The following is a 12,319-nucleotide window of genomic DNA, read 5'->3' as shown; positions in this document are numbered from 1 at the left end:
TCTAATGAAAATATCTAACTTGAATGCTCGAATTGAAATTCAAGCATCCCATTCTACTCGAGATGAAATAGGCAATTGGAATGAAGAATGGGAAACTTTTCATACTTGCTTTGCCTTCGTTGATTCTCGAGGTCAGTCTAGTGGCGAAGTCGCTGTGGCTGGAACGGTTGTTGACCATAGTGACTTAATCTTTACGATTCGATATACATCCATCTTAAAAGACATGACGACCAATGCTCATCGTATCCTATTTCAAAGTGATTTATATGATATTAAGCGAGTGGATTTCATGAACTATAAGAATAAAACCATGAAGCTATACGCAAAGAAGGTGGAACGATGAAGAAAATTGCCATTGATCAGTTAGCGAATGAAATCATGGCTGGCTTGCAAGAATATGCTGAAGTAGCAACGGAGTCAGTGAAGGAAGCTGTGAAGAAATCTGGCCAAACGGTCCGTAAAGAAATTAGAGCTAATGCTCCAAAGGATACAAAAGCGTATCAAAAATCATGGTCAGTTAAAAAGGAACGGGAAACCGCCACACAACTTCATTTAATTGTTCATTCTAGAAACAGGTATCAGCTCGCTCATTTATTGGAACATGGACATGCCAAACGTGGAGGCGGTAGAGTGAAAGGTCAACCACATATTTTACCAGCCCAAGAAGTTGGGATGAGACAACTTGAGTCAGATATTGAGAAAGAATTGAAAGGGTGAGCGAATGAAACAAATGATTCAATTGTTAAAAGAGATTGGCTTACCCTATGCTTATGACCATTTTAGTGAAGGAAATGCGCCAGACCCACCATTTATTTGTTATTTCTATCCTCAATCGGATAATTTCTCGGCAGATGGTGTCGCTTACCTAAAGAAGAATCAAGTGAGTCTTGAACTTTATACGGATCAAAAAGCTGTTACTTTGGAACAACAATTAGAAGCCATTCTGGATAAAAATCATATCTTTTATAACAAGTCAGAAGTCTATATTGACTCAGAAAAAATGTATGAGGTTCTTTATCAATTTACCTTGGAGGTTGATTATGAAAAATAAAGTCAAATATAACATATCAAATGTTCATTATGCTCTCATCACATCAACGGATGAGGGCTTTAATTTTGGGATTCCTGTTCCTATGCCCGGGGCAGTGTCCATTTCTTTGGATCCAAATGGGGAACCTGAAGCCTTTTATGCAGATGGAATTGAGTATTATACCATCTCAAATAATATGGGATACGATGGTGATTTAGAAATTGCTTTAATTCCTGATTCGTTTAGAACAGATATCTTAAAAGAAACGGTCGATGCCAATAACGTCTTGATTGAAAATGCCAATTCAGAAACGGCCAACTTTGCAATTCTGTTTGAGTTTGATGGTGATAAACATAAAATTCGTCATGTTATGTATAATTGTTCCGCCGCTCGACCAAGTTTAGCAGGTCAAACAAATGAAGATAGTCGGGAAGTCCAGCCTGAAACCCTATCCTTATCTTCACGCCCACTACCAAATGGGTTGGTCAAAGCTCGGACAGGAAATGACACAAATACAGAAGCATATAGCGCTTGGTATAGTCAAGTCTATTTACCGGTTGAAGAAGTGGGGGGACCGTAATGGCCATTCAAAAGAAAATTACAATTGATGGGCAAGAAGTAGCTTTTAAAGCGTCAGCAGCCATTCCTAGGATTTATCGCTTGAAGTATGGACGAGATATATTTAAGGACTTATCCAAATTAGAGATGGGTGTGAAGGAGAATAATGAGGGGCAATCCACACTAGATATTGAATCTTTAGAATTATTTGAAAATATTGCCTTTGTAATGGCCAAACATGCTGATTCGAGTATTTGTGAAGATACGTCAGAGTGGTTGGAACAATTTAATACCTTTTCGATTTATCAAGTGCTTCCTCAGCTAATTGAGTTATGGGGGCTCAATGTAAAAAGTGAGTCTGAACAGCGAAAAAAGTACAAGCCACCGAAAGGGAAATGAGCACACCGCTCTTTATCCTAAGGGCAATACAGCTCGGATTAACAATGGCTGATTTAGATTTTTTGTCAATTGGGTTAGTGAATGATTTGTTTATAGAGAATATGAATGATGAGTACCCTTATCAACAAGTTGCGACACAAGATGATTTTGACAAGTTCTAGAGTGAGGTGGTTGTATGTCAAAACGAATCAAAGGTATCACAGTCGAGATTGGTGGCGATACGACCAAACTCCAGGATGCCTTGAAGGATGTCAATAAAGAAATCAGAAGTACCGAATCTCAACTTCGGGATGTCAACAAACTGTTGAAATTAGACCCAGGGAACACTGAATTACTTGTTCAAAAACATAAATTGTTAGGCAAAGCAATCGATGACACTAAAAGTAAACTATCATCATTAAAAGAAGCTCAAACAAGTGCGAATCAAGCCTTAGCTCAAGGAACGATTAGCCAGGAACAGTACGATGCTTTACAGCGTGAAATCATTGAAACAGAACAAGCTTTAAAGTCTTTAGAAAAACAAGCACATGCTTCGAATAGTACATTAGCAAATGTTTCAATTGCCGGTGAACAATTTCAAGTAGCTGGAGATAAGGTAAAATCAGCGGGACAAAAGATGATGCCAGTTACAGCAACGATTGCTGGTTTAGGTGTAGCGGCAGTTAAAACTTCTTCCGATTTTGATACTGCAATGAGTCAGGTTCTAGCTATCTCAGGTGCAACTGGAGATGAGTTTGATGAACTCCGAGATAAAGCACGAGAGATGGGAGCGAAGACAAAGTTCTCTGCAACTGATGCAGCTGAAGCAATGAACTATATGGCCATGGCAGGTTGGAAAACCTCTGATATGATAAGTGGTATTGATGGCGTTATGAACTTAGCGGCTGCTTCAGGAGAAGACTTAGCTTTAACTTCTGATATTATCACGGATGCATTAACTGCGTTTGGACTACAAGCTTCAGACTCCGCTCACTTCGCAGATGTTCTTGCGGCTGCATCATCGAATGCTAATACGAATGTGTCGATGATGGGTGAAACCTTTAAGTATGCAGCGCCGATTGCTGGGGCACTTGGGTATACCATTGAGGATACGGCCTTAGCGATCGGACTCATGGCCAATGCGGGGATAAAATCTTCTCAAGCAGGTACGTCACTGCGTACGATTATGACTGAGCTTCAAGGAGACTTGGTATTAACGAGTAGTTCATTCGGTGAAGTGATGGTTCAGACAATTAATATGGATGGTAGTATGCGTGGTCTGACTGAAATAATGACTGATTTACGTCTCGCATTCTCTCAAATGACTGAAGCAGAACAAGTGGCTAATGCTGAACTTTTAGTTGGAAAACAAGCTATGTCTGGATTTCTAGCCATCATGAACGCAGCTCCGTCAGACGTCGACAAACTGACACAATCTATCATCAATGCAGATGGCGCAGCAGAATCCATGGCAACGACAATGCAAGACAACCTTGAAGGAGAATTAGAAGAATTAATGTCAGCCCTAGAAGAAGTGGCCATTTCTTTTGGGGATATTTTAATGCCGGCAGTGCGAGCGATTGTTCGTGCTTTGAATGGATTTGTAAATGCGATCAATGCACTGCCAAGTCCAATAAAAGCAGTTGTGGCAGTCATATTGGTACTAGTGGCGGCGATTGGACCACTTCTGATTATAGTGGGGCAAATGATGACAGGACTGGGTTCAATAATGATATATGGACCAAAGCTCATTGGTATGTTGAGTGGAATAGTGAGTTTTATAACTGGAAGTATGATTCCAGCGGTCGGTGCAGTGATTGCTGCAATTGGCCCCATACCTTTAGCGATTGGAGCCATTATTACAGCGATTGTTCTTCTTTGGAATAAATCAGACGCCTTTCGAGAAGGTGTGATTTTAATCTGGGAGAATATCAAGCAAGCGACTATTCAAGCTTGGGATTCGATTGGTTTATTTTTATCTGAGACTTGGACGGCAAAACTTGAAGGTGGAAAAGAACTTTGGAATAACTTTACGACTTTCATGACCAGTTTTTTAAGCAATCTCGGTCAACAAATTCAACAAACTTGGCAATACATAACGGTGACGACACACGAGATGTGGGCGGGCATCAAGGAATTTTTAACGTCTACGTGGCAGTCAATTCAACAAACGACATCTCAAATAATAAATGGTATTGGTCAATTTATATCGAAATCTTGGAATTCAATCACACAAACAACATCTCGGTTTATGAGTGGCTTGTTTAATATTATTCAGCAAATCTGGCATTCTATCAGTTCTACAATTAGCAACACGTTGAATGCGATCAGTCAATTTATCTCAAGTGCTTGGAATAATATCGTTTCATTTATCGGGAATATATTAAGTAATGCCATTTCAATTGTAGTAAATGCTTTTAACGCCATCTTGAATAATAGTGTCAGTGCTATGAATAATCTTCAAGACATTATTTATCAAGGTTTCATGGGTGCTGTGAATTTTATTCGAGACTTAGCGTCACAGGCGGTCACTTGGGGTTGGGATATGGTTATAGGGATAGCGAATGGTATCAATCAAGCTATTGGCCATTTGGTCAATTCTGTGAAGAATGTTGCGAATATCATTTGGTCTTACCTTCACTTCTCAGTACCTGAAGTAGGTCCCTTAACTGATTACGAAAGCTGGATGCCTGACTTTATGCAAGGCTTATCTAAGGGAATTGAACGGTCGCGCCATCTAGTCAGAGGATCCATTAATAAAGTGGCACAAGATATGATGATATCACCACAAGTGGCAGGGGTAGAGATTGCAGGTGTAGCAAGTAATATTCCGAACAGCAATCGTGAAAGCGGTTCGTTAGTTAATAAACTAACAGACAACAATCAAGGACAAGGAGATATTATTATCCCGGTATATTTAGGCGGGAACTTGCTCGATGAAGTCATCGTAAATGCTCAAACACGACAGAATATAAGGAGTGGTGGTAGGTAATGAGTCATCAAACGTATTTAATTATTAATAGCGTTACATTGCCACTACCGACTTCCTACGCTATGGAATACCGTGATATTGAAGCGGATACAGGTGGGGAAACGGAAGCGGGTACTGTTCAACGGGATGTGATTCGACATGGGGTCGTTTCTATTGCAGTTTCTTTTAATTGTAGTCCGAAGTGGGTAAAGCAACTGTCAGAACTTAAAAAGAATGCGATGTTACAGGTGAGGTATTTAGACACAGAAACTTTGTTACTGAAAACAACCAATATGTATATTGAGGGATTCTCAGCTAATTTAATAAAAGACACTTCTTATAAAGGTCTATGGGAGGTGTCTTTTTCGTTGCATGAATATTAAGGGGGTAGGGTATGCAGCTGACAACTAAACAATTTCAAGAAGTGATCAATCAGCCCTCGCGAAAGTTTTCTTGGTCAGGCAAACTCTATCTTCAGGATGGAGAAACAATCGATTTTACAGATGCAGAGATACTTAAAGGGACGGGATACATTCAACGCTCCTGTTCAGGTTCATCTGAAATAGAATTGGGCTCGGTTTATGCGTCAGAGTTTGGGTTGAGTCTATTTACCAATGTAGACCGTTACCGATTAGAATCAGCCCAGATTTCACTGAGGTATCACTTGCACTATGCAGATGGCAGACAGGAATCTATTCCCATGGGGATTTTTGAAGTTTCTGAAGCAAATCGCTCCAATAAACGGCTAGAGCTCAAAGGCTATGATTTCATGTTGCGGTTCGATCGACGATTAAATGTTAAGGATACATTCGGGACTGCTTATGAATTATTGACTTTTATTTGTGAAAGGTGTCGAGTTCAACTTGGAATGACTGAAGCAGAAGTGATGATATTGCCGAACGGAACAGAGATGTTATCAATTTACCCGGACCATGATATCGAAACCTACCGAGATTTACTTCATTATTTAGCATCAACGCTTGGGACAATTGCACAAATTGACCGTCTAGGCCGTTTGGTTCTAAAACAGTATGGCAATACCCCCGTTACTCAAATTGAAGCCAAGCACCGTTTTGATTCGAGTGTTTCTGATTTTAGAACGTATTATACCGCGATTAACTCGACCAATTCTAAGACTAAAATAGCAGAGTACTATGCTTTAGAGAATGATACTGGGCTAACGATGAATCTAGGAAACAATCCATTAATGCAGTTTGGCTTGTTAGATAAACGTGAACGCATGTGTCAAAAATTATTGGAGGCGGTCAGTCAAATTGATTATACACCCTTTGATGCGACCACGATTGGAAATCCTAGTCTAGATCCAGGGGATATGATTGAACAAGTTTATGAGGGTGAAGCGCTTCGAGGAATTATTACGAAAATTGAGTACAAAATAAATGGGAAGCATCGTATTTCTGGAGTAGGGAAAAATCCCACCTATACGCAAAGTAAAAGTAAGCATGATAAAAATTTAGTCGGGATATTAAATCAAATTCAATCGGAACACATGGTGGTACATTCCTATAGCAATTCAAAAGAGTTTGAGTTATCGACAGAAGAAACACCAATTATTCAGATAGATTTCGCTTCAGATAAAGAAACGCAAGCGCTTTTTAATGCATCAATCCTACTAGATGTGGAAACAGATACTTTGGAACAAACTAGACAGGTCAGTCTGCTTCCATTAACAACTCCAACAGAATCAATAACATATGAGATGACAGAGAATGTGGAACAACCGACAAGAGTTATTGTGACCTATATTCTTAACTATGAACACATTGATTATCATGTGCCGATAGAAACTTATTTTAATGGGAGTCATGTGCTCAATTTATTTTTCCCCTTGACTAATTTACAAGAAAACACAATGAACCATTTCTCGGTACTATTGCGATTAGAAAGTGGAAAAGTAAGGATTGAAAAAGACCATGCGATTGCTGTAATTAGTGGTCAATCTCTAGGCTCTACAGAGTCTTGGGACGGCAGATTGGATGTTAATGATTGGTGGCAAGCTATTCCAATGAATCGTATTAGCTTGTTTAATAGACAATTAAAAGAAAATGTCAACATTCAGAAGAGTAGCCCGGTTCAAAATAGTTTTAATTATGAAATCAAAAGATTTCGTTATAAGGGTATATCGTTACGAGGTTTTGTGGGGCAGCCAGAGACTCAACTAAATGTAAATATAGAGTGAGGTGGAGTATGTTAAAAGGGCAAACATCGATTGAACTTACCGATGTGAAAACAAAGCAAACAGAAGTGTATCAACATAATAATTTGGTTACCAATGTTGTAGCAGATATTTTAAGTCAGAATCCGTCAGGCTTATTATATCCCATAGAAAGAAGCTCGACAGGTATAAATCAGGAATTGTTTCCAATTTCGGAAATTTGTTATGGAGGGATTTTATTATTTGAAGATAGTCTTCTTGAAGATGCGACGCAATATTACCCCCCAGTGGATAATAATATAGTGGGATATGCTTCTAATGATGTGAATGATACTGCTAACCCCAATCGGGGTAGTTTAAATCTGAGTGAGTCCACAATAATTGATGGAGGTTATAAGTTTGTTTGGGAATTTTCAACATCTCAGGCAAATGGTCTCATATCTTCTCTCGCATTAACACATTATAGTGCTGGTAAATCATTTTATGGAGATGGTCATGGTAGTGAGGGTAGAGCGATTTTGTTAAACCGAGTAAGTTTCACTCTCAGTAGAGCAGAGATGAAGCTTTACTTATGTATGGTGGAGGCTGATCCAATCAATAATATTTTTGTTTCAATCATTCCTAATGAAGATAAATCCATCGACATCACTCGTGTTAAAGAACCAATGACTAGTTTAGGACTTAATGATCCTGTAATTAGGGTATCGCCACAAACATTAGAGACGGTAACATTGCAAGTAGACTCTTTTTTTGTGGGGACGTCTCCGACAATTCAAGTAAATTTTTATGATGGTAAGGATGGTTACTGGTATGGATTTAATAGGAGATCAGACTCAAATAATAATAAGACAACTTTAAATCGACTAAGAATAAAAAAAGAAGATTATTCCACAACAATAGACCAGTGGGAGCTAGAAGGAATAATATTAAATGTTCCAGGAGGTTATTCCACGAATTCCTATAATTATTTTACGCGAACAAACCACAGTCTATTGTATGGAAAGTACTTATATATTTTTAGTTCTGATGCTACCAAGATTTATAAAATAAATATAAACAATCCGGTCGATGTCATTAGTATTGAATTGGGATTTAAAAGTAACTATTCTGCAGGTGAGAATACAAGAAATTACATTTATCAGTGGGGCGATTATATTTGTGGATACGATTTTATAATTGATCAAGATGACCAAGTTATGAGAACAGCGGGGTACGAATTATCTTATATTTCCACTCCCTTAATAGAATTTGGTCCATTACGTTTAGGATACAATGTGCATACAAATTACAGTAACGCGACATTTAGTAAGACACTCTATCTCCACGCGCCTTATTTAGGAACGATCAATAACTTACCGACACCTGTATTAAAGACGGCAGATAAAACGATGAAGATTACTTATACATTGACAGAAGTGGAGGAGAACATGTGAAAGTTTGTATAAAATATATCGATGCGATTGCAGCAAGCATCGGTGTACTACTTGGTTGGTATTTAGGGAGTCCAGATGGATTCCTTTTTTCTTTGTTAGCATTTGTAGTTGTCGATTATATCACAGGAGTGCTTCGTGCAGGAGTAGAACGAAAATTGTCCAGCACGATTGGTTTCAAAGGCATCGCTAGAAAAATTATGATATTCATTATGGTAGGTATTGCCCATATGATTGATGTCTATTTACTTACGGAAGCTAATGGACTGACTCGAACAGCCGTGATATTCTTCTATATTTCGAATGAAGGTTTGTCAATCATCGAAAATTCAAGTGCGATTGGTTTGCCTATTCCGAACAAATTAAGGCTTGCACTGAAGCAATTAAATAGTGATGAAAGCTCGGATTCTAAATCTAAGGAGGAAAAATAATATGGGCACATTATTTTCGATTAAAAAAGATTTAACCAAAGTAAACCGGGGTGCAAAAGGAGCTAATCGACCACAATGGATTGTGATTCATTTTGTGGGTGCATCAGGCCAAGCACAGGCAAATGCTGATTATTTTAGACATACCTATCGATCAGCATCGGCGCATTATTTTGTTGACCCAAACCGAATTATTCAAGTGGTTGAAGATGATACACCAGCTTGGCATATCGGTGACGGTTATAATTCTGGATTAGGTCAATTCAATGGTTACCATCGTTATGGTGCAACTAATAATAACTCGATTGGTATTGAAGGATGTCAGGACACCTCAACTGGCAAGAATGTTTGGTACTGGGACTTTCATCCAAAAACTTATGAACAAATGTTATTGTTAACTCGTCACCTTCAGAAAAAATATAACATTCCAGACAGTCGGGTTATTCGTCATTATGATGCGTCAGGGAAGATGTGCCCCGGAAATTGGCAGTGGAACAATTGGGCTAAATGGCATAAATTCAAACGAGATTTAGCAAATCTAAGTGAGCCTGTTAAAGGTTCTGATTTGACATCCGATTCTAAGGGTGGTGACGGCTCACAACAACTTCCTTCTACTTATACTATTCAAGTGGGAGACACACTTTCCAAAATTGCTAAAAATCATAAAGTGTCTGTGGATGATTTAGTTTTATGGAATCAAATTGAAAATAAGGACTTAATTTATCCAGAGACGAAGTTATTCGTTCAAGCACCAGACAAAGTGAAAAATGAATCATCTACCATTAAACAAGGAGGACACGCTGTTCCTAGAAAAGGTCAGTTTGAGTTTACTGAAACTGTGAATGTAAGAAATCAGCCAGGTGCTTATGGGAAAGTACCAGCTCAATATGAACCGGGAGAAACAGTTAACTATGATGAGGTACTTGAAGCAAGTGGGTTTATTTGGTTGAAATATCAGTCATATCAAGGAACGACTCAGTATGTAAGTGCGGGGACACCAACAGTGCCTTACGGGAAATTTACATAATCAATTTGAACAAGCCTACATTGATCATTGTATCGGGTAGGCTTTTTTATTTTGCCTTAAACCATCCGATTCGAGAGACGCTCTTGGCTTATTGTAGAGGGTACTCAAAACCACTCTAAATGTCCTAAGAGAGTTGGAGGTGGTTCGATGGTGCAGGAATTATCAAATGAAGAAGCGTTGAATGAAATTAACTTCATCAAGAGTTTGCAAATCATCAATCAAATGAAATCAGTAGGACTTATTGACCAAGTTGAGTTCAATAAAATAAAAGTTTCATTAATAGAACTTTATAAGCCTTACTTAGCAGAATTGATGCTATAAACGTTGATGTATAGCTGATTCAGAGGTAACATGTCACATGCCGAAGGAGGTGAAAAGGTGAAGAAAGTAACCAAAATTGAAACTAATAAAGTAAATAAAAAGAGGAAGAAGAGAGTGGCAGCTTATATACGTGTCTCAACTGCAATGAATGCTCAAACGGAGTCTTTTGAAGCCCAAGAAAGACATTATCAACAACTATTTAAACAAAAACCTGAATGGGAACCAGTAGGAATTTACGCTGACGAAGGTATTTCGGGAACAAACATGCAGAAGTAGAACCGAATAAGCTATTCTTTGGTTCAGCCCTCGATTTAAATAATCTTGAAAATATGTTTATATGATCACCTCCTAAAGTTGGGCATGAAAAAAGCACCTCTTGTGAGATGCTTTAAATTAATATTTTACAAATGGGCCTTGGCTACTTAGTTGTGTGGTTAACCGTACCGATTCTACTCGTAAAACTTATCTTGTAGTATTGCTATAATTCATCTGGATCAAACAAATTGTCTACTAGTGTATCTAAAAATTTTGCTAAATTAAAGGCTAGTTGCAAAGTAGGATCGTATTTATCATTTTCAATGGCGTTGATTGTTTGCCTTGTCACGCCACATAGGATTGCTAATTCTTCTTGGGATAATTTCTTTTTTTTTCGTAATTCCCTTATATTATTTCTCATTAACTACCTGACCACCAAACTATCAATAACATAATAGCCATTAATACAATCGTAAGTGCAACAATCTTTATAAAACTACGATCTTTATTTACTTTTGATAGATAGAAACGCTCTAAGAAAAGATTTAAAATCACCGATGAAGATGCAATAACTAGGAAAATATTTCTTTCACCAGTGTTATACAATTGAATAAATCCAATAATAAACAAAGTCATTACTGTTACAAACCATGTTATTTTCATAGACCTATTCGACAGTTTCTGTTCCATTTCATCTTTTTTACGCATTATATTCCTCCTTCGAATCTATATGTCAAATACTTTTGACATTTTCATTGTATAATAACTATTTATAAATGTCAAATACTTTTTACATTTATCACTTAGATAATTAGAGAGTTAAATAATAAAGATGATAAACACCTTACAGAAACCACTCTAGTCTAGGGTTGAAAAATATCATTTTAAGTGGAAGTAATGAATCTTAAGATCTTAAAGCATAGAATTCTTCAACTTACTAAGAATAATCTAAACTTTCAATATGAACCTGAATAATTCATAGTTTTACTAATATTGTTTCTAAACATTGATTTAATAGTATTTAAAGCAACATACTTCATCACCTAATGGGTGATGAAGTAATTTACTACAAGTACTATAATCACAACATTAATTGACATTTTTAGAAAAACTATGAATTATTCAGGTTACCATATATTCCTGAAAAAATTGAAGGATATATCGACAATGCATTTGAGGGAGATTATCGAAATGCACTTATTATGAAAAAAATGTTAATTGATTTTCGTAACAAATAAACGTAATACCAATATATTGATTTAAGCCTGTCTGCAATACCAGATAGGCTTCTTTATTTTGTCTAAAACATCCGAATTGCACTAATTTTCTGGCTAATTGTAGAAGGTTACTCAATACCACTCTGAATGTCCTAAGAGAGGTGGAGGTGGTTAAATGCTTCAAGAATTAACGACGGATGAAGCGATGAATGAAATACAATTCGCCATAAGTTTACAAGTCATCACGCAAATGAAAGAAGTGGGGCTAATTAGCCAAATTGAATTCAAGGAAATGAAAATTGCATTCATTGAACTTTATCGCCCGTACTTAGCGGAATTGATGCTATAAACGTTGATGTATAGCTGATTACGAGGTAACATGTCACATGCCGAAGGAGGTGGAAAGGTGAAGAAAGTAACCAAAATTGAAACAAATAAAGTAAATAAAAAGAGGAAGAAGAGAGTGGCAGCTTATATACGTGTCTCAACTGCAATGGATGCGCAAACTGAGTCTTTTGATGCTCAAGA

General features: G+C 37.5%; 16 protein-coding genes. 14 read left to right on the top strand and 2 right to left on the bottom strand.

The genetic code is table 11. The features are described 5' to 3' along the window. The 13 genes from T408_RS0108670 to T408_RS0108605 form a co-directional block, all read left to right on the top strand. Nucleotides 1-343 (top strand): phage head closure protein (locus tag T408_RS0108670; RefSeq protein ID WP_235731634.1); only part of this gene is annotated, 343 nt, incomplete at its 5' end. Further along, entirely contained in the window at nucleotides 340-717 is a 378-nt protein-coding gene (locus T408_RS0108665) for an HK97 gp10 family phage protein (RefSeq protein WP_028119574.1), read from the top strand. The genes T408_RS0108670 and T408_RS0108665, both read left to right, overlap by 4 nt. Nucleotides 718-721: 4 nt before the next feature. Continuing rightward, nucleotides 722-1,051 (top strand): hypothetical protein, encoded by a 330-nt coding sequence (locus T408_RS0108660; RefSeq protein ID WP_028119573.1) that lies wholly within the window; start codon nucleotides 722-724, stop codon nucleotides 1,049-1,051. Continuing rightward, on the top strand, nucleotides 1,041-1,610 hold the full coding sequence (locus T408_RS0108655) for a major tail protein (RefSeq protein WP_028119572.1): 570 nt from the start codon (nucleotides 1,041-1,043) through the stop codon (nucleotides 1,608-1,610). Before T408_RS0108660 ends, T408_RS0108655 begins: the two co-directional genes overlap by 11 nt. Further along, on the top strand, nucleotides 1,610-1,987 hold the full coding sequence (locus T408_RS0108650; RefSeq protein ID WP_028119571.1) for a hypothetical protein: 378 nt from the start codon (nucleotides 1,610-1,612) through the stop codon (nucleotides 1,985-1,987). Before T408_RS0108655 ends, T408_RS0108650 begins: the two co-directional genes overlap by 1 nt. Nucleotides 1,988-2,162: 175 nt before the next feature. Next, on the top strand, nucleotides 2,163-4,958 hold the full coding sequence (locus T408_RS0108640) for a phage tail tape measure protein (RefSeq protein WP_028119570.1): 2,796 nt from the start codon (nucleotides 2,163-2,165) through the stop codon (nucleotides 4,956-4,958). Beyond that, a complete protein-coding gene (locus T408_RS0108635; protein ID WP_028119569.1) occupies nucleotides 4,958-5,320 on the top strand; it encodes a hypothetical protein in 363 nt (120 codons plus the stop codon). The genes T408_RS0108640 and T408_RS0108635 overlap by 1 nt, the downstream gene beginning before the upstream one ends. Nucleotides 5,321-5,331: 11 nt before the next feature. Next, entirely contained in the window at nucleotides 5,332-7,137 is a 1,806-nt protein-coding gene (locus T408_RS0108630; protein ID WP_028119568.1) for a hypothetical protein, read from the top strand. 8 nt (nucleotides 7,138-7,145) lie between these two features. Beyond that, nucleotides 7,146-8,546: a hypothetical protein gene (locus T408_RS0108625; RefSeq protein ID WP_028119567.1), complete on the top strand. Its 1,401-nt coding sequence runs from the start codon at nucleotides 7,146-7,148 to the stop codon at nucleotides 8,544-8,546. After that, the gene (locus T408_RS0108620; RefSeq protein WP_028119566.1) at nucleotides 8,543-8,974 is read left to right on the top strand and encodes a phage holin family protein; all 432 of its coding nucleotides are present in this window, start codon (nucleotides 8,543-8,545) and stop codon (nucleotides 8,972-8,974) included. The genes T408_RS0108625 and T408_RS0108620 overlap by 4 nt, the downstream gene beginning before the upstream one ends. 1 nt (nucleotide 8,975) lies before the next feature. Continuing rightward, complete coding sequence (locus tag T408_RS0108615) at nucleotides 8,976-9,998, top strand: N-acetylmuramoyl-L-alanine amidase (RefSeq protein WP_028119565.1); 1,023 nt, start codon at nucleotides 8,976-8,978, stop codon at nucleotides 9,996-9,998. 147 nt (nucleotides 9,999-10,145) lie between these two features. Then, nucleotides 10,146-10,319 carry an SHOCT domain-containing protein gene (locus T408_RS12110; RefSeq protein ID WP_157060788.1) on the top strand — a complete coding sequence of 58 codons (174 nt, stop codon included), beginning with the start codon at nucleotides 10,146-10,148 and terminating at the stop codon, nucleotides 10,317-10,319. A gap of 57 nt (nucleotides 10,320-10,376) precedes the next feature. Next, nucleotides 10,377-10,595 carry a recombinase family protein gene (locus T408_RS0108605; RefSeq protein WP_028119564.1) on the top strand — a complete coding sequence of 73 codons (219 nt, stop codon included), beginning with the start codon at nucleotides 10,377-10,379 and terminating at the stop codon, nucleotides 10,593-10,595. A gap of 202 nt (nucleotides 10,596-10,797) precedes the next feature. On the opposite strand, the gene T408_RS0108600 is transcribed toward T408_RS0108605, so the two are convergent. After that, the gene (locus tag T408_RS0108600) at nucleotides 10,798-10,995 is read right to left on the bottom strand and encodes a helix-turn-helix transcriptional regulator (protein WP_028119563.1); all 198 of its coding nucleotides are present in this window, start codon (nucleotides 10,993-10,995) and stop codon (nucleotides 10,798-10,800) included. Next, a complete protein-coding gene (locus tag T408_RS0108595) occupies nucleotides 10,995-11,282 on the bottom strand; it encodes a DUF6442 family protein (protein WP_028119562.1) in 288 nt (95 codons plus the stop codon). Before T408_RS0108595 ends, T408_RS0108600 begins: the two co-directional genes overlap by 1 nt. Before the next feature lie 684 nt (nucleotides 11,283-11,966). On the opposite strand from T408_RS0108595, the gene T408_RS12105 reads away from it, so the two are divergent. Beyond that, on the top strand, nucleotides 11,967-12,140 hold the full coding sequence (locus T408_RS12105) for an SHOCT domain-containing protein (protein ID WP_157060787.1): 174 nt from the start codon (nucleotides 11,967-11,969) through the stop codon (nucleotides 12,138-12,140). Nucleotides 12,141-12,319 lie beyond the last annotated feature (179 nt).

It is taken from the genome of Hutsoniella sourekii ATCC 700629 (genome assembly GCF_000518205.1).
Taxonomy (GTDB): Bacteria; Bacillota; Bacilli; order Lactobacillales; family Aerococcaceae; genus Hutsoniella; species Hutsoniella sourekii.
Note: the sequence above shows the minus strand (reverse complement) of the source record. Positions and strands in the feature narration are given on the sequence as shown.

Bases quoted from the DNA above. Each gene is read 5' to 3' on its own strand.
- T408_RS0108615 (WP_028119565.1), top strand. From the start codon at position 8,976: ATGGGCACATTATTTTCGATTAAAAAAGATTTAACCAAAGTAAACCGG.
- T408_RS0108660 (WP_028119573.1), top strand. From the start codon at position 722: ATGAAACAAATGATTCAATTGTTAAAAGAGATTGGCTTACCCTATGCT.
- T408_RS0108635 (WP_028119569.1), top strand. From the start codon at position 4,958: ATGAGTCATCAAACGTATTTAATTATTAATAGCGTTACATTGCCACTA.
- T408_RS0108595 (WP_028119562.1), bottom strand. From the start codon at position 11,282: ATGCGTAAAAAAGATGAAATGGAACAGAAACTGTCGAATAGGTCTATG.
- T408_RS0108630 (WP_028119568.1), top strand. From the start codon at position 5,332: ATGCAGCTGACAACTAAACAATTTCAAGAAGTGATCAATCAGCCCTCG.
- T408_RS12110 (WP_157060788.1), top strand. From the start codon at position 10,146: ATGGTGCAGGAATTATCAAATGAAGAAGCGTTGAATGAAATTAACTTC.
- T408_RS12105 (WP_157060787.1), top strand. From the start codon at position 11,967: ATGCTTCAAGAATTAACGACGGATGAAGCGATGAATGAAATACAATTC.
- T408_RS0108655 (WP_028119572.1), top strand. From the start codon at position 1,041: ATGAAAAATAAAGTCAAATATAACATATCAAATGTTCATTATGCTCTC.
- T408_RS0108625 (WP_028119567.1), top strand. From the start codon at position 7,146: ATGTTAAAAGGGCAAACATCGATTGAACTTACCGATGTGAAAACAAAG.
- T408_RS0108650 (WP_028119571.1), top strand. From the start codon at position 1,610: ATGGCCATTCAAAAGAAAATTACAATTGATGGGCAAGAAGTAGCTTTT.
- T408_RS0108640 (WP_028119570.1), top strand. From the start codon at position 2,163: ATGTCAAAACGAATCAAAGGTATCACAGTCGAGATTGGTGGCGATACG.
- T408_RS0108600 (WP_028119563.1), bottom strand. From the start codon at position 10,995: ATGAGAAATAATATAAGGGAATTACGAAAAAAAAAGAAATTATCCCAA.
- T408_RS0108665 (WP_028119574.1), top strand. From the start codon at position 340: ATGAAGAAAATTGCCATTGATCAGTTAGCGAATGAAATCATGGCTGGC.